Source organism: Stenotrophomonas sp. 63632_Sma, assembly GCF_056482875.1.
This window is the reverse complement of record NZ_CM151220.1, coordinates 4,196,320-4,211,436: the sequence shown is the minus strand read 5'-3', so window position 1 is coordinate 4,211,436 and position 15,117 is coordinate 4,196,320. Positions and strand designations below refer to the sequence as shown.

The following is a 15,117-nucleotide window of genomic DNA, read 5'->3' as shown; positions in this document are numbered from 1 at the left end:
GCGCGCAGGGACATGCGGGCCCGTCGGCGCGTTCACGGCACCACGGGCAGCGGGGAGGGAGTTGTCTGGCGGGGCCGCGGGCGCGGCGTGGCTGGATGCCGTCGCGGCAGCGACGGGGTGACAATGGTAGCCAATCACCCCGGCCAATGCCGCATGACCATGGTCATGTTCTGCAATGCGTCGAACGGGCTCGACCAATCTTGTAGAGTCGAGCCATGCTCGACTGCGTCTGCCAGGAATAGTCGAGCATGGCTCGACTCTACGAAGAGGCTCAATGCACTTCGTCGTGATAGACGAACTTCGGCATTTCCCAGCGGTAGTGGATCGCCAGCAGGCGCAGCGCGAAGCCGCCGCCGAGGCAGCACAGGATCGCGGTGGCGTCGGCCACGCCCCAGTGCAGCAGCAACAGGTAGGCCGCGCCGGTCAGCAGCGCGATGATCGCGTACAGCTCCTTCTGGAAGATCAGCGGCACCTCGTTGCAGAGAATGTCGCGCAGCACGCCGCCGAAGGCGCCGGTCAGCATGCCGGCGATCAGCACGATCGGCATGGCATGGCCGGCCTCGCGCGCGATCGAGCAGCCGATCAGGGTGAAGGCGATCAGGCCCAGGCCATCGAGCACCAGGAAGGTGCGGCGGAAGTGGTGCATCCAGCGCGCCACCCAGGTGGCGATCAGCGCCGCGCACACGGTGAAGCCCAGGTACTCGGGATGCTTCACCCAGCCCAGCGGGTAGTGGCCGAGCAGGATGTCGCGCAGCGAACCGCCCCCGAGGGCGGTGACGCAGGCGATCATGACCACCCCGAACAGGTCCATGCGGCGACGGCCGGCGGACAGCGCGCCGGTCATGGCTTCGGCGGAAATGGCGATCAGGTAGATGATGGACAGCAGCATGGGACAGGCTCCGGGCGCGGTGGGGCCGGCCATGCGCGACTACCGCCACTGCCTGCGCAATGACGGGATGACGATGACCGGTGCCGCTCCCGCTGTCCTTTTGCCTGAGAGTTCAGCGGCGTTGGCCGCGTGCCCCTTCGGCGGATCGTCCCGGGCGTGCCCGGTGACCTCTCTCCAGCTCGGCGAGTCGAATGCATGGTTGGTGGGATTCCAGCCCACCGGCCTGAGCGATCATGGGAGCCTGCGCCTTCGGCGGGCGCCAGCGCGGCGCCTCTCTCCTGCATTCGGGCGCCAGTATATCCGCTGCAGTGCAGCAAGGCATAATCCGGGCATGGCCCCGTCCCTCCGCCCGTGGTTCCTGTACCTGCTCGAATGCCGCGATGGCAGCTATTACGCCGGCATCAGCACCGACGTGGACGCGCGTTTTGCTGCCCACCAGGCCGGCAAGGGCGCACGCTACACCCGGGCCCGGCCGCCGCTGCGCGTGCTGGCCGTGCGCGAGTACCCGGACCGGGCCGCCGCCTCGCGCGCCGAGTGGCAGCTCAAGCAGCAGCCGCGCGAACGCAAGCTGGCCTGGCTGCAGGCGCCGGTCCTGTAGATCCACGCCATGCGTGGATGGTGTGCTGGGCCATGCCATCATCGCCACATCCATCGACACAGGAAGCGGTCCGATGAAATCCTGCTGGATGCTGATGTTGACGTTCTGTATCCCCCTGTCGGCCTGCGCCCAGACTCCGCCACCGCTGCAGCACGGGCAGATCGGCAGCGCCGCCGAACTGGCCGCACAGCGCGGCCCGGACACGCCCGAGCCCATCCACCTGCGCCGCGACCAGGTGCCGCCCGATCTGGTCGACCTGATCCCGCTGGCCGAAAAATGGGGCATCGGCGATGACCTGCTGCGCGATGAGATGCAGGAACATGCCACCGACGCGGAAAAGCGCGCGATAGCTGATGCGCTGAAGCATCGGCATGCGCGCATCTCCGCCTGGCTCGACAGTTTCCCGCAGGGCCAGCCGATGACCGACGAAGCGGCCGCGTTCCTGTACATGCAGCTGAGCGTCGACGAAATGGGCCTGATGCAGTAGATCCACGCCATGCGTGGATGCGGCTTGCCCATGCGATGATCGCCCCGCGCCCAGAGCCGGAGACCCGGATGTCCACGATTGCCCTGCTGTTCGCTCTTTCCGCAGCAACGAGCCCTGCCGCCGACCCGGCCACCATCGCGGCCATCGAAGCCACCTGCCACGATTACGTCGACGGCCAGCTGGAGGCCGACCCGCAGCGCGTCGCCCGCTCCCTGCACCCGGACCTGGCCAAGCGCGCGGTGCTCGGCGATACACCCGACGAACGCCTGGGCCTGCGCCGCATGTCGAAGGAAGAGCTGGTCGCGTTGACGAAGCAGGGCGCGCTGAAGACCCCGAAGGATCAATGGGACCGCCGCTGCACGGCGCTGGACGTGACCGGCAACGCCGCCTCGGTGCGGCTGGAAACCCCGTGGTTCGTCGACTACTTCCACATGGGCCGCTTCGACCAGCGCTGGGTCATCGTCAATGCACTGTGGTACCCGAAACCGAAGGCGCCGTAGAGCGATGCGTGCTGCCGGCAAAGCATGGATCTCCGTCGTCATGCTGGCCGCGGGCATCGCACTGCTGCCTGGCCTGCTGTACCTGCTCGGGCTGGCGCTGGTGGAAGGCCGGCCGAAGCCGGCGGACCGCGCACCCAGTGGTATGGCTGCGTGCAACAGTGAGCAGCGCACGGGATTCCAGCCGATGAATCCATAGAGCTTCACGACGCGGTTCTTCGATCCTGAAGCGTTGAAGAAGGCGACTGATGTCGAGCGCGAAGCGTTCTGGGTTGCACGCCGCCACCTGATGCGGCAGCCAAGGCACGACATGCTGCGCTGGCATCTCAGCAGTACCGCACTGACAGTCTGGATCACCCGGCATTGGAGTACCGCGCAGATTGCCGATGCCGCGAGGAAGGAGGATTTCTGCCGCACCTGGTCGAAACGGCGGGTGGCCCGATGAACCGGTAGATCCACGCCATGCGTGGATGGTGTTGACGGGGTCAGAGCCCTTTCCTGCGGAAAGGGATCCGACCGCGCAGCAGCCGGCCAGCGGCCGGCACTACCGTCGGGGTCGCCGGTCTTCCTGGTCATCACCGAAGATGATGCGCGCGCTGCGCTGGTAGCTCCAGTACGCCACCGCCCAGTTCAGCAGCACCACGATGCGGTTGCGGAAGCCGATCAGGAAGAACACGTGCGCGGCCAGCCAGAACCACCAGGCCAGGATGCCCGACAACTGCAGCCGGCCCAGGTGGACGATCGCGGCCATGCGGCCGATGGTGGCCAGGTTGCCGAAGTCGGCGTACTTGAACGGCCCCGGTGCTGCCTTGCCATGCAGACGCGCGCGGATCACCTCGGCCACGTACTTGCCCATCTGCTTGGCGGCGGGCGCGACGCCGGGCACCGGCTTGCCATTGGCCTGGTTCAGCGCGGCCAGATCGCCGGCCACGAACAGTTCGGGGTGCCCGGGCAGGGTGAGGTCGGGTTGCACCTGCACGCGGCCGGCGCGGTCCAGTGGCACCTCCAGGGTGCGCGCCAGTGGTGAAGCGGCCACACCGGCGGCCCACACCACGGTGCGTGCCGGCACGAATTGATCACCGAGCTTGAATCCCAGGCTGTCGATGTCGCTCACCGGGGTACCGGTCAGTACTTCCACGCCCAGTTTTTCCAGCTGCCGACGCGCCTTCAGCGAAAGCACTTCCGGGAACGAGGACAACACGCGCGGGCCGGCTTCGACCAGCCGCACCTTGGCGCTGGCCGGATCGATGTGGCGGAACTCGTTGCGCAGCGTATGCCGCGCGATTTCTGCCAGGGTGCCGGCCAGCTCAACACCGGTGGGACCGCCGCCGACCACGGCAAAGCTCAACCACGCCGCTTTCTTCGCCGGGTCCGGTTCGGCCTCGGCGCGCTCGAACGCCAGCAGCAGCTTGCGGCGCAGCGCGATGGCATCGTCCAGCGTCTTCAGCCCGGGCGCATCATCGGCCCACTGGTCGTTGCCGAAGTAGGCGTGGGTGGCGCCGGTAGCCAGCAGCAGGCTGTCGTAGTCCAGCGTGCTGCCATCGGCCATGCGGATCTGCCGGGCCTGCTTGTCGATGGTCACCACTTCGCCCAGGCGGACTTCCACATTGCGCTGGTGGCCGAGGATGTGGCGCAGCGGTGCGGCGATATCCGGGGCGGACAGGCCGGCGGTGGCCACCTGGTACAGCAGCGGCTGGAACAGATGGTGGTTGCGGCGGTCGACCAGGGTGATGCGTATGCGCTCGCGGGCCAGGGCACGGGTGGCCCAGAGGCCGGCAAAACCGCCGCCGACAACAACCAGGTGGGGAACGCGCTCGCGACTCATCGACTCACTCCAGTGGGGGCATTGGGGGAAGCGCCTGGCATCTTCGCACGATGGCGCCCTGTCACGTCAGCGCCCGCATGGATCGGCGATACTCGGGTTCAGGCAACCGCCCGTGAGGAGCCCATGAGCGAACCGGAAAAGCGCATCGCCCTGTTGATCGACGCCGACAATGCGCCGGCCTCGAAGATCGACGAGGTCCTGGCCGAAGTCGCCCGCTACGGTGTGGCCAACGTGCGCCGCGCCTATGGCAACTGGAAGAGCCCGCGGTTGAAGGGTTGGGAGGCCGTGCTGCACGAATATGCGATCCGCCCGATCCAGCAGTTCGCCTACAGCAAGGGCAAGAATGCCTCGGACATGGCGATGGTGATCGATGCCATGGACCTGCTGTACGCGCGCAATCTCGATGGCTTCGCCATCGTGTCCAGCGATGCCGATTTCACCCCGATGGTGATGCGCCTGCTGACCGACGGTGTGAAGGTCTATGGCTTCGGCGAGAAGAAAACCCCGGAGCCGTTCGTCAACGCGTGCTCGAAGTTCACCTATCTGGAAGCGCTGGGCCAGACCCATGCCAGCGTGCCGGATACCGAACAGGCGTCCAGCGAACAGGCATCGAACGAGCCTGTTGCCAACGACGATGCCCGGCCACGCAAGAGCGGTGCGGAAATGCGCAGCGATACGCGGCTGGTGAAGATGCTGCGCCGTGCGGTGTCCTCGGCCGAGGGCGAGGATGGCTGGTCGCACCTTGGCCCGGTCGGCAGCCAGATCGGCAACCAGGCCTCGTTCGATCCGCGCAACTACGGTTACGGCAAGCTCAGTGACCTGCTGGCAGCGATCGGGCTGTTCGAGCTGAAGAAGGACGGCAAATCCTCCTACGTGCGCGCGCTGCCGAAGAAAAACCGGTAGTGCCGGCCGCTGGCCGGAAAAGAACCGGTAGTGCCGGCCGCTGGCCCGCAAGCCCCAGATGCCAGATCCCGCATCCGGCACGCACATCTCCACTCCGATCAGGCGTATCGTTGCCGCTCGCATTGCCAGCAAGGAAAAACCCGCATGTTGAAGATCTGGGGCCGCCGCAATTCCAGCAACGTCCGCAAGGTGCTGTGGTGCGCCGAGGAAATCGGCCTGCCGTACGAATCCATCGAGGTTGGTGGCAGCCATGGCGGCACGCAGACGCCGGAGTACCTGGCGATGAATCCCAACAGCCTGGTGCCGGTGATCGAAGACCATGGCCTGCCGCTGTGGGAATCGAATGCCATCGTGCGCTATCTGAGTGCGCGCTACGCGCTGGGCACGCTGTACGCCGAAGACCCGATGGAACGCGCCCAAGCCGAGAAGTGGATGGACTGGAGCACCTCGCGCATGGCGCCGCTGTACACCGACCTGATCTGGGGCATCATGCGCACCGCCCCGGCCGACCGCGACGAAGCGCGCATCAATGCCGCCATCGTGCGTGCCGGTGACTACCTGGCGATTGCCGATGCCACGTTGGCCAGACAGCCGTGGCTGTCGGGCGAGACGTTCGCGATGGGTGACATCCCGCTGGGCTCGCTGATCTATGCCTGGTTCGAATTGCCCATCCAGCGCCCGGAACTGCCGCACCTGGCCGACTGGTACGCCCGCCTGCGCGAACGCCCGGCCTACCAGCGCGGCGTGATGTCGCCGCTGACCTGAGGGGTAGCGCCGGGCCATGCCCGGCGAGCGTGGTATGCGGAGGACCGCCGGGCATGGCCCGGCGCTAGCGTTCGTCTGCCTCAATACAGATCCGTCGGATCCACATCCAGCGACCAGCGCACCTTGCGTGCCTCCGGCAGCGCATACAGCTGCGGCACCAGCTGGGCCAGCACGCCATGCAGCGGTGGCCGCTGAAGCGCGGACAGCAACAGCTGCGTGCGCTGGTAACCGGCACGCCGCGGCATCGGCGCCGGCATCGGCCCATAGGCCTCGACCACGTTCTGTTCGCCCAGCAACTGCCGCGCCGCCAGCAGGAACGCATTGGCATGCTCGACCTGCTGTGCCTCGGCGCGCATCAGTGCCAGATGCGCGAACGGCGGGAATCCGGCGGCCTGGCGCTGGTTCAACTCGGCCTGCGCGAACGGGTGGTAGCCACCGCTCACCAGGGTTTCCAGCAGCGGATGCCCGGGGTGATGAGTCTGCAGCCAGACCTCACCAGGATCACGTGCACGGCCGGCGCGGCCAGCGACCTGGATCAGCTGCTGTGCCAGTTTTTCACTGGCGCGGAAGTCCGCGGAGAACAAACCTTCGTCGATGCCCACCACCACCACCAGTGTCAGCTTCGGCAGGTCGTGGCCCTTGGCCAGGATCTGCGTGCCGACCAGGATGCCGGGCTGGTCACCCAGTTTCGCCAGCTGCTGTTCCAGTGCGTCGCGTCGTGAGGTGGTGCCGCGGTCGATGCGCACCACCGGAAAATCGGCGAAGGCGGCGGTGAGGTGCTCTTCCAGGCGTTCGGTACCGATGCCCTGTGGCTGCAGCGCCAGGCTGCCGCAGGCCGGGCATGCCAGCGGCGCCGGTTGCCGCGCACCGCAGTGGTGGCACTGCAGCCGGCGGCCGCCACCATGCACGGTCATCGGTGCATCGCAGCGGTTGCACGGTGCGGTCCAGCCGCAGTCGTGGCACAGCAGCACCGGCGCATAGCCACGGCGGTTCTTGAACACCAGCACCTGCTGGCCACGCTGCAGGTGCTCGCCGATGCCGGCCAGAACATCGGCCGAGAGGCCATCGTGCAATGGCCGTTTGCGCACATCGAGGATGCGCACGCGCGGTGGTCGTGCATCGCCGGCACGCTGCTTCAGGCGCAGGTGGGCGTAGCGCCCGGCATAGGCGTTGTGCAGTGTTTCCAGCGAGGGCGTAGCACTGCCGAGCAGCACGGGAATGCCGAGCGCCTTGGCGCGCACCAGGGCGAAATCGCGCGCGTGGTAGCGGATGCCGTCCTGCTGCTTGTAGCTGCCGTCATGTTCCTCGTCGATGATCAGCAGACCGGCCTGCGGCAGCGGCGTGAACACTGCCGAGCGGGTGCCGACAATGACGCGTGCTTCACCACGTGAGGCGGCTGCCCAGACGCGAGCGCGCTCGTTATCGTTCAAGCCCGAATGCAGCGCATGCACGGCGATGCCGAGGCGGCCGCGGAAGCGTGCCAGGGTCTGCGGAGTCAGGCCGATTTCCGGCACCAGCACCAGCGCCTGCCTGCCCTGTGCCAGGCAATGGATGATCGCCTGCAGGTAGACCTCGGTCTTGCCGCTGCCGGTCACGCCATCCAGCAGGAAAGGCTGGAAGCCGTCGGCGGCGTTGATCGCAGTCACGGCCTCGGCCTGGTCCGGGTTGAGCGTGGGCCCGGGCAACGGCTGCGCATGCTGCGGTGCCACCGTCATCGCCACGCGCTCGGCCAGTGCACGCTTGGACAGACTGCGTGCGGCGGTGCGCCAGTCCTCCATGCGTTCGCCCAGTACGTCTTCATCCACCACGGCCTCGGCCAGCAGTTCGGCCAGCTGCCGCGGGCGGCTGCCGGCGCGCAGCTTCCCGCGCTGGGCATGGCCTTCGGGTGTCAGTTGCCAGCCCCAGTGATGGGTGTCGGGCAGGGCCTCGCCGTGGCGCAGCGGGCCGGGCAGGGCGGTGCTGAGTACTTCGCCCAACGGCGCGTGGGTGTAGCGCGCCAGCCACTGCAGGCTCTGCCACAGCTCACCCTGCAGCAGCGGCTGCGGGTCGCACCAGGCCAACGCCTGGCGGAGTCCCTGGCCGTCGTCGGTCTGGCCGTGTCCCACCACCACACCGACCAGCTCACGGTTGCCGAACGGCACCTTCAGGCGGCAGCCGACCGCAACCGTGGGGGCCACGCCCTCCGGCGACAGGTAGTCGAACAGGCGGGGCAGGGGGACGGGCAGGGCGACCTGCAGGGTCGGAATCGGTGAAAGCATCGGGCCAGTGTACCGGGCCATGCGCGCGCGAATGGCGGGGTGGGCGGCGGCGGGACGGCGCCCGTTGAATCATAAATGTCACCTAAATATCGGTGTCCATTGGAGATTCAGTCTTATCCACATGTTCTGTGGATAACGCTGTGCGTTACCGGTCGGCGGGCGCGCAGGAGGCCGATGGCGACGGCCTCACGCTCCGGTTGGTCAAAAAATCGCCATACTTTAAAATCCATCAAAATCAATTACTTAAGTTTGAAACAGTGCTGAAACAGAGTGAATTCAGCTGGATGCCACAGTTTCCTGCGCAGGCAGCGTGGTGCTGTGCACAACCTGCAGCACGAAGTGCCTGTGGGCGCAAGTCCTACGGGCGCCGATGGCCTGCCGCTATCATGCGGGCAGACCTTTGGAGTGATCGATGACGGCTGTGCCCGCCCCTGTTTCCTCGACCGCGGCCGGTGCGCTGTCGGCGTTCCTGCGAGGTGTTGAACGCCGCGCCCTGGTGGTGGCTGAACTGCAGTGCGGCGATGCTGCCCGGGCCGAACAGACACTGGTGGCGGTGATGCGCGCGTTTGCGGCGGTCGCCAGTGACCTGCCGATGGCGCAGTGGCCAACCCGCTTCTGGACCCTGCTGGGCCAGCGCCAGGCGCTGCGTGAGCCGGTGGGCGGCCAGTGGGAGCCGCCGCTTGCCGCCTTGGGCCAGATGGGACCGTTGCCGCGCCTGGCGCTGTTGCTGCGGGTGGGCGGCAGCCTGGATGAAGGTATCGCCACGCGCGTGCTCGACCAGGACGAAGCCGGCTACCAGCAGCTGCTGGCCGATGCCTGCCCGCGTGACGCGCACGGCCAGCCCGACGCCTCGGCCTGGCGCCAGCTGGCCGAACAGGTGCAGCTGCGCATCCGCGATCTGCCCGTCAAACGCCTGCAGCAGCTGCAACAGCCGGCCGCACCGACGAACAGCAGTGAAGCGCCGACCTCCAGCTGGCGCACCCCGCAGCGCGACGAGCGGGCTGCAGCCACTGGCAAGCGCCGCCGCGCCAATGCCAAGCCGCGCTGGCGCGGTCCGTTGATCCTGCTGATAACCGTGGTGGTACTGCTGGCCGCCGCGCTGGGCTGGCGCCATTGGCAGGGACATTCGTTCGGCAGCGACGCACCGCTGCCGGAAGGCGTGGTTGGTGAGGCGGGTCCCGTCACGGTGGAAGCACTGCCGCCGAGCAAGGTCAATGCCACGCCGGACGCGACCCCTGCGCAGGCGACGGACGACGCCACGATGCTGGCCGACAGCGACTATCCGCTGGTGGCCGATGCCGATCTGTATGCATGGACCGCCGCGGGCGGCCCGCTGCCGGTGGACGAGTCGCAATCCAAGCCGAGCCGGCCGGAGCCGGCCAGCGCCACGCTGGAAACCGCTGCTGCCGATGAATAAGACCGTATTCGCCAGCCTGCTGCTGGCCCTGCCGTTGTCGCTGTCCGCCGCGCCGCAGACCTTGAACGTGCCGCTGCCGCCGCCAGTGCCGGGCAGTTCACCGGCGGCCCCGGCCACCACAGGTACGACGCCCGCTACGTTCGCCCAGCTCGATGCCCAGCAGCAGCGCCAGCGCCGCGCCGACTACGCCGCATGGCGGGCATTGCCGGAGGGCGAGCGTGAGCGGATCCGTCAGGCCGCTGCGCGATTCAATGCGTTGCCGGCCGACCAGCAGCAGCGCCTGCGGCAGCAGTTCCAGGCGCAGGACCAGGCCTTCCGCGAAGGCTGGCGGCTGGGCCCGCAGCTGGGCCTGGAGTTCCCCAAGCTGCACGGCCTGTTCGGCTTCGTGCCGCCGGAACAGCGCGAGGCCGCGCTGGCCGTGCTGCGCCAGCTCAGCCCGGCGCAGCTGGCCCAACTGACCCTGGTGGCACAGCGCACGCCACCGCAGGAGCGCGACAAGGTCCGCGGCGCGTTCCTCGCGGTGCCGCCGGCCGAGCGCGATACCTGGCTCAAGCGCCAGGCCGGGCAGTAGAAAGAAAAGGGGACGGAGGGGATTAAGTCGTATTCGGCACAGTCGGGCTTGAAACGACTTAATCCCCTCCGTCCCCTTTTTCTGTTCGTAACGCGATCGCAACGCGTGATGCCGGGGCCTGCCGGAACCCAGCATTCACGCCATGTCATGGGAATGCGTGCGCTGCGCGCGTAAGATGGCGGCCCGCAACCCGGTGCCTGTGCCCTTCGCGCGCAACCGTAGTTCGCGTCAAGCACCTTATGTCTACTGCAACCTCCACGCCGCGCTTCAGCAAGGAAGTCGGCGCTACCGGTCTGCTCGCCCTGCCGCTTGTGCTCGGGCATGTGTCCACCGGTCTGATCTCCTTCGTCGACAATGTCATTGCCGGCCACCACGCCACGGCGACCCTGGCCGCGGTGACCATCGGCACCGCCCTGCTGTGGCTGCCGATGCTGATCCCGATCGGCACCCTGATCTCACTCACCGCCTCGGTGTCGCAGCTGCATGGCGCTGGCCGCGAGCGCGAGATCGGCCCGCTGTTCCGCCAGGCACTGTGGCTGGCGCTGGGCCTGGGCCTGATCATGTTCACCTTCCTCACCGTGGTGCCGCCGCTGCTGCCTGCGTTCGGCATCGCACCGGACATCGTGCCGGGGGCCACCGCGTTCCTGCACGCGGTGCGCTGGGGCGGACCTGCGCTGACCCTGTACTTCTGCATGCGCTATCTCAGCGAGGGCATGCACTGGACGCTGCCGACCATGCTGCTCGGCTTCGGTGGCCTGCTGGTGCTGGCACCGATGGGCTACGTGCTGGCCAACGGCAAGCTCGGCTTCCCGGAAATGGGCGCCGAGGGCCTGGGCATCGCCTCGGCGGTGATGATGTGGCTGCAGGCGATCGCCTTCGCCACCTACCTGTGGTTCACCAAGCGCTTTGCCCACCTGCAGCTGTTCTCGCACTTCGAAGGACCGCGCTGGAAGGCGATCTGGGACCTGCTGCGCACCGGCCTGCCGATCGGCATCACCGTGCTGATGGAGGGCGGCCTGTTCATCGTCACCGCGCTGCTGATCGGCCGCCTTGGTGCCAATGAAGCGGCCGCGCACCAGATCGCGATCAACGTCGCCCAGCTGTGCTTCATGATCCCGATGGGCGTGGCCGAGGCCACCACCGTGCGCGTCGGCCATGCGGTCGGCCGTGGCGATGGCTTCGGCGTACGCCGTGCGGCCTGGGCCGGCTACGCGATCATCATGGGTACGCAGACCCTGTCGGCGGCGGTGCTGCTGTTCGGCCATGACGCCATCGTCGGTGTCTACACCAACGACCTGGCAGTGGCCGGCCTGGCCTCCACCCTGCTGCTGTACGCGGCCACCTTCCAGTTCCCGGATGGCATCCAGGTGCTGTCGGCCGGCGCGCTGCGCGGGCTGAAGGACACCCGCGTGCCGATGTTCATCGCCATGTTCGCGTACTGGGGCCTGGGCATGCCGCTCGGCGCCGGGCTCGGCCTGGGCCTGGGCATGGGCCCGCAGGGCATGTGGATCGGCCTGATCGTCGGCCTGACCGCCGCCGCCATCCTGATGGGCTGGCGCCTGCGTCGCAGCAGCCTGCGCATCGGCCAGTCGGCACTGTCCTGATCCGCCCCGCCCGCCGCGATGACCCGTGGCGGGCGATCCCCTGACTTGTGTCCGATGCCGCATCACACGGCACCGGCTATGCTGGCACCACGGCAAGAAGCCATCCGGAGCGTTCCATGAATCAACCCGTGCCCCCGCTGCCCCCGGCGCGTCGCAACCCCGTCGCCAGTTTCTTCATCGGGCTGTGGGACGTCATGAACTTCACCCGCCGGTTGATCCTCAACCTGGTGTTCTTCGGCCTGCTGTTCCTGCTGCTGGTGATGTTCGTCATCGCCGCCGGCATGGGCGCCGGTGCCAGCAAATCGCTGCAGGACCGCACCACCCTGGTGATCGCGCCGGAAGGCCGCCTGGTCGAGCAGTTCAGCGCTGACCCGGTCAGCCGCGCGCTGGCCAAGGCGGTGGGCGACAACGGTGCCGAAGAGATCCAGCTGCGCGACCTGCTGCGGGTGATCGAGTCGGCCAAGGAAGACAAGAAGATCGAGCGCGTGGTGCTGGAGCTGGACAAGCTGCAGCCGTCGGGCTTCGCTTCGCTGCGTGAAGTGGCCGCGGCACTGCAGGACCTGCGTGCGTCCGGCAAGCAGCTGGTGGCCTACAGCGAGAGCATGGGCCAGTCGCAGTACCTGCTGGCCGCACAGGCCGACGAGGTCTACCTGGACCCGATGGGGTCGGTGGTGCTCGAGGGCCTGGGCCGCTATCGCCAGTACTTCCGCACCGGCCTGCAGGACAAGCTGGGTGTGGACGTGCACCTGTTCAAGGTGGGCGAGTACAAGTCCGCCGCCGAACCCTACGTGCTCGACGCCGCTTCGCCGGCCTCCAAGGAAGCCGACCTGTTCTGGATGAACGACGTGTGGCAGCGCTACCTGGGCGACATCGCCAAGGCCCGCCGCCTGGATCCGGCACAGCTGGCCGCCGGCATCGACACGCTGCCGGAAGGCATCGCCGCTGCCGGTGGTGACCTGGCCAAGTTCGCCCTGCAGCAGAAGCTGGTGACGTCGCTGAAGACCCGCGAGGAATTCGAGGATCTGATGATCGAGCGCGGCGTGGCTGACGACGATGCCGACGGTGGTTTCCGCAACATCGACTTCGGCTCCTACCTGGGCCAGCTCGATGCGCGCCGCAACCCGGTCGACAGCCGTCCGCAGGTGGCGGTGGTGGTGGCTGCTGGCGAAATCAGCGGTGGCGACCTGCCGGCCGGCCGCATCGGTGGCGAATCGACCTCGGCGCTGCTGCGTGCCGCGCGTGACGACGAGAACGTGAAGGCCGTGGTGCTGCGCGTGGATTCGCCGGGTGGTGAAGTGTTCGCCTCCGAGCAGATCCGCCGCGAAGTGGTGGCCCTGCAGGCCGCCGGCAAGCCGGTGGTGGTGTCGATGGGCGACCTGGCCGCCTCCGGTGGCTACTGGATCAGCATGAATGCCGATCGCATCTATGCCGATCCGTCGACCATCACCGGTTCGATCGGCATCTTCGGCATGGTGCCGAACTTCAGCCGCGCGCTGGACAAGATCGGCGTGCACACCGACGGTGTCGGCACCACCCGTTTCGCCGGTGCGTTCGATGTCACCCGCCCGATGGATCCGGCCGTGGGCCAGGTCATCCAGTCGGTGATCAACAAGGGTTACGCCGACTTCACCGGCCGCGTCGCCGACGCCCGCAAGAAGCCGGTCGAGGCCGTCGACGAAGTGGCCCGTGGACGCGTGTGGAGCGGTGCGCAGGCCAAGGAACGTGGCCTGGTCGATGCCTTCGGTGGCCTGAAGGATGCGGTGGCCGATGCCGCCAGCCGCGCCAAGCTGGGCAAGGCTGACGCCTACCGCGTGCGTTACATCGAGAAGGCGGCAACGCCGTTCGCGCAGTTCGTCAGCGGTTTCGCCGGCAGCCGTGCAGGTGCCTGGATGCTGTCCGACTCGGGCATGGCGCGGATGGTGCTGGCGCGCACGATGCCGGAAGTGGATACGCAGCTGCGCTTTGTCGAGAACGCGGCCCGCGAGAAGGGCAACGGCACGCCGGTGAAGGCGCTGGCGTACTGCTTCTGCGGGTTCTGATCGGAAGCCATCCACGCACGGCGTGGATCTACTGGAAGCGCCCGGCCTCGGCCGGGCGTTTTCGTCTGCGGGGTTACTGCGTCGCGTCGGCCTCGGCCTTGCGCTCACGCGCGGCGGCATCGTCCACGGTCTTCTGCACGCCCTTGGCGCGGTCCAGCGGTTCGTTGATTGCGCGCGACATCGCCCGGGGCACCGGTGGCTTTTCCGGGTTCGGCGCCGGTGGGCGCTGGCAGCCCGCCAGCAGCGCGGTGGCCAGCAGGGACGTGAACAGGATCAGGATGCGCATGGCGGCACTCCGTGATGGGCGTGCGGGCAGTGTCGCATCCTCGGTAGGGGGCGGCCGTGAGCGCGTATCCTTGCCGCATCGAAACACAGCGGGCGCGGCCCGGGAGAACACATGACCCAGCAACGGTGGCGCCTGGACGGCCAGACCGCCCTGATCACCGGCGCCAGCGCCGGCATCGGCCTGGCCATCGCGCATGAACTGGCTGGCTTCGGCGCCGATCTGATGATCGTCGGCCGTGATATCGACATGCTGGAGACCGCGCGCGACGAACTGCTGGACGTGTATCCGCAGATGCAGGTGCATGCGCTGGCCGCCGATGTCTCCGACGACGAGGACCGCCGCCAGATCCTGGACTGGGTGGAGGATCATAGTGATGGCCTGCACATCCTGGTCAACAACGCCGGCGGCAATGTCACCAAGGCGGCCACGGAGTATTCCGAGGACGAATGGCGGAAGATCTTCGAGACCAACCTGTTCTCGGCCTTCGAGCTGTCGCGCTATGCACATCCGTTGCTGGCACGCCACGCGTCGTCATCCATCGTCAACGTTGGCAGCGTGTCCGGCCTGACCCATGTGCGCAGCGGCGTGGTCTACGGCATGACCAAGGCGGCGATGCATCAGATGACCCGCAACCTGGCCGTCGAGTGGGCCGAGGATGGCATCCGGGTCAACGCGGTGGCGCCGTGGTACATCCGCACGCGGCGCACGTCCGGTCCGTTGGCGGACCCGGACTACTACGAGGAAGTGATCAACCGCACGCCAATGCGCCGCATTGGTGAACCGGAGGAAGTGGCCGCAGCCGTGGGCTTCCTGTGCCTGCCTGCGGCCAGCTATGTGACCGGCGAGTGCATCGCGGTGGACGGCGGTTTCCTGCGCTACGGGTTCTGATCTTTCAGCAGGTAGTGCCGGCCGCTGGCCGGCAACTGCAACCATCTGAAGATCCTGTGGTTGCCGGCCAGCGGCCGGCACTACCGGGTG

14 protein-coding genes, 1 pseudogene and 2 riboswitches are annotated in these 15,117 nt (G+C 67.7%); of the genes and pseudogenes, 11 read left to right on the top strand and 4 right to left on the bottom strand.

Annotation, left to right across the window (positions count from 1 at the left end):
• Positions 1-271 precede the first annotated feature (271 nt).
• On the bottom strand, positions 272-889 hold the full coding sequence (locus tag ACZK45_RS19565; protein WP_005411215.1) for a trimeric intracellular cation channel family protein: 618 nt from the start codon (positions 887-889) through the stop codon (positions 272-274).
• An 84-nt stretch (positions 890-973) separates the two neighbouring features.
• Positions 974-1,077, bottom strand: a riboswitch (glycine riboswitch).
• Positions 1,078-1,090: 13 nt separating this feature from the next.
• Positions 1,091-1,180, bottom strand: a riboswitch (glycine riboswitch).
• Between the two features lie 40 nt (positions 1,181-1,220).
• Here ACZK45_RS19565 and ACZK45_RS19560 point away from each other — a divergent pair.
• The 4 genes and pseudogenes from ACZK45_RS19560 (at position 1,221) to ACZK45_RS19545 (ending at position 2,916) form a co-directional block, all read left to right on the top strand.
• Positions 1,221-1,487 carry a GIY-YIG nuclease family protein gene (locus ACZK45_RS19560; protein ID WP_005419660.1) on the top strand — a complete coding sequence of 89 codons (267 nt, stop codon included), beginning with the start codon at positions 1,221-1,223 and terminating at the stop codon, positions 1,485-1,487.
• 73 nt (positions 1,488-1,560) lie between these two features.
• The gene (locus ACZK45_RS19555; protein WP_049400991.1) at positions 1,561-1,974 is read left to right on the top strand and encodes a hypothetical protein; all 414 of its coding nucleotides are present in this window, start codon (positions 1,561-1,563) and stop codon (positions 1,972-1,974) included.
• A gap of 68 nt (positions 1,975-2,042) precedes the next feature.
• Positions 2,043-2,474, top strand: coding sequence for a nuclear transport factor 2 family protein (locus tag ACZK45_RS19550; protein ID WP_478445108.1), 432 nt, complete (start codon positions 2,043-2,045; stop codon positions 2,472-2,474).
• Positions 2,475-2,478: 4 nt separating this feature from the next.
• Positions 2,479-2,916: pseudogene (locus ACZK45_RS19545) on the top strand (hypothetical protein).
• Positions 2,917-3,015: 99 nt separating this feature from the next.
• Here the strand turns inward: ACZK45_RS19545 and ACZK45_RS19540 are convergent.
• Complete coding sequence (locus ACZK45_RS19540) at positions 3,016-4,296, bottom strand: NAD(P)/FAD-dependent oxidoreductase (RefSeq protein ID WP_478445107.1); 1,281 nt, start codon at positions 4,294-4,296, stop codon at positions 3,016-3,018.
• 123 nt (positions 4,297-4,419) lie between these two features.
• Between ACZK45_RS19540 and ACZK45_RS19535 the strand changes: the two genes are divergently transcribed.
• Together ACZK45_RS19535 and ACZK45_RS19530 are read left to right on the top strand one after the other, a co-directional pair.
• Positions 4,420-5,199 carry an NYN domain-containing protein gene (locus ACZK45_RS19535; RefSeq protein WP_010481148.1) on the top strand — a complete coding sequence of 260 codons (780 nt, stop codon included), beginning with the start codon at positions 4,420-4,422 and terminating at the stop codon, positions 5,197-5,199.
• Positions 5,200-5,343: 144 nt separating this feature from the next.
• Positions 5,344-5,964: a glutathione S-transferase family protein gene (locus tag ACZK45_RS19530; RefSeq protein WP_478445106.1), complete on the top strand. Its 621-nt coding sequence runs from the start codon at positions 5,344-5,346 to the stop codon at positions 5,962-5,964.
• An 80-nt stretch (positions 5,965-6,044) separates the two neighbouring features.
• Here ACZK45_RS19530 and ACZK45_RS19525 read toward each other — a convergent pair whose 3' ends face one another.
• Positions 6,045-8,222: a primosomal protein N' gene (locus ACZK45_RS19525; protein WP_125892178.1), complete on the bottom strand. Its 2,178-nt coding sequence runs from the start codon at positions 8,220-8,222 to the stop codon at positions 6,045-6,047.
• 412 nt (positions 8,223-8,634) lie between these two features.
• On the opposite strand from ACZK45_RS19525, the gene ACZK45_RS19520 reads away from it, so the two are divergent.
• From ACZK45_RS19520 to sppA, 4 genes are all read left to right on the top strand, one after another.
• Positions 8,635-9,639 carry a hypothetical protein gene (locus ACZK45_RS19520; protein WP_478445105.1) on the top strand — a complete coding sequence of 335 codons (1,005 nt, stop codon included), beginning with the start codon at positions 8,635-8,637 and terminating at the stop codon, positions 9,637-9,639.
• Positions 9,632-10,210 carry a DUF3106 domain-containing protein gene (locus ACZK45_RS19515; RefSeq protein WP_293794621.1) on the top strand — a complete coding sequence of 193 codons (579 nt, stop codon included), beginning with the start codon at positions 9,632-9,634 and terminating at the stop codon, positions 10,208-10,210. Before ACZK45_RS19520 ends, ACZK45_RS19515 begins: the two co-directional genes overlap by 8 nt.
• Positions 10,211-10,449: 239 nt before the next feature.
• The gene (locus ACZK45_RS19510; protein WP_110713888.1) at positions 10,450-11,814 is read left to right on the top strand and encodes an MATE family efflux transporter; all 1,365 of its coding nucleotides are present in this window, start codon (positions 10,450-10,452) and stop codon (positions 11,812-11,814) included.
• Between the two features lie 116 nt (positions 11,815-11,930).
• A complete protein-coding gene (sppA, locus tag ACZK45_RS19505; RefSeq protein WP_049400998.1) occupies positions 11,931-13,853 on the top strand; it encodes a signal peptide peptidase SppA in 1,923 nt (640 codons plus the stop codon).
• A gap of 73 nt (positions 13,854-13,926) precedes the next feature.
• On the opposite strand, the gene ACZK45_RS19500 is transcribed toward sppA, so the two are convergent.
• Positions 13,927-14,139 carry a hypothetical protein gene (locus ACZK45_RS19500; protein WP_125892184.1) on the bottom strand — a complete coding sequence of 71 codons (213 nt, stop codon included), beginning with the start codon at positions 14,137-14,139 and terminating at the stop codon, positions 13,927-13,929.
• Positions 14,140-14,250: 111 nt separating this feature from the next.
• On the opposite strand from ACZK45_RS19500, the gene ACZK45_RS19495 reads away from it, so the two are divergent.
• A complete protein-coding gene (locus ACZK45_RS19495) occupies positions 14,251-15,027 on the top strand; it encodes an SDR family oxidoreductase (protein WP_010481164.1) in 777 nt (258 codons plus the stop codon).
• Positions 15,028-15,117: the final 90 nt, after the last annotated feature.

Excerpts from the sequence above, each read along its gene's own strand:
- ACZK45_RS19555 (WP_049400991.1), top strand. The coding sequence starts at position 1,561 with ATGAAATCCTGCTGGATGCTGATGTTGACGTTCTGTATCCCCCTGTCG.
- ACZK45_RS19565 (WP_005411215.1), bottom strand. The coding sequence starts at position 889 with ATGCTGCTGTCCATCATCTACCTGATCGCCATTTCCGCCGAAGCCATG.
- ACZK45_RS19510 (WP_110713888.1), top strand. The coding sequence starts at position 10,450 with ATGTCTACTGCAACCTCCACGCCGCGCTTCAGCAAGGAAGTCGGCGCT.
- ACZK45_RS19525 (WP_125892178.1), bottom strand. The coding sequence starts at position 8,222 with ATGCTTTCACCGATTCCGACCCTGCAGGTCGCCCTGCCCGTCCCCCTG.
- ACZK45_RS19530 (WP_478445106.1), top strand. The coding sequence starts at position 5,344 with ATGTTGAAGATCTGGGGCCGCCGCAATTCCAGCAACGTCCGCAAGGTG.
- ACZK45_RS19500 (WP_125892184.1), bottom strand. The coding sequence starts at position 14,139 with ATGCGCATCCTGATCCTGTTCACGTCCCTGCTGGCCACCGCGCTGCTG.
- ACZK45_RS19540 (WP_478445107.1), bottom strand. The coding sequence starts at position 4,296 with ATGAGTCGCGAGCGCGTTCCCCACCTGGTTGTTGTCGGCGGCGGTTTT.
- ACZK45_RS19535 (WP_010481148.1), top strand. The coding sequence starts at position 4,420 with ATGAGCGAACCGGAAAAGCGCATCGCCCTGTTGATCGACGCCGACAAT.
- ACZK45_RS19515 (WP_293794621.1), top strand. The coding sequence starts at position 9,632 with ATGAATAAGACCGTATTCGCCAGCCTGCTGCTGGCCCTGCCGTTGTCG.
- ACZK45_RS19560 (WP_005419660.1), top strand. The coding sequence starts at position 1,221 with ATGGCCCCGTCCCTCCGCCCGTGGTTCCTGTACCTGCTCGAATGCCGC.
- ACZK45_RS19495 (WP_010481164.1), top strand. The coding sequence starts at position 14,251 with ATGACCCAGCAACGGTGGCGCCTGGACGGCCAGACCGCCCTGATCACC.
- sppA (WP_049400998.1), top strand. The coding sequence starts at position 11,931 with ATGAATCAACCCGTGCCCCCGCTGCCCCCGGCGCGTCGCAACCCCGTC.
- ACZK45_RS19520 (WP_478445105.1), top strand. The coding sequence starts at position 8,635 with ATGACGGCTGTGCCCGCCCCTGTTTCCTCGACCGCGGCCGGTGCGCTG.
- ACZK45_RS19550 (WP_478445108.1), top strand. The coding sequence starts at position 2,043 with ATGTCCACGATTGCCCTGCTGTTCGCTCTTTCCGCAGCAACGAGCCCT.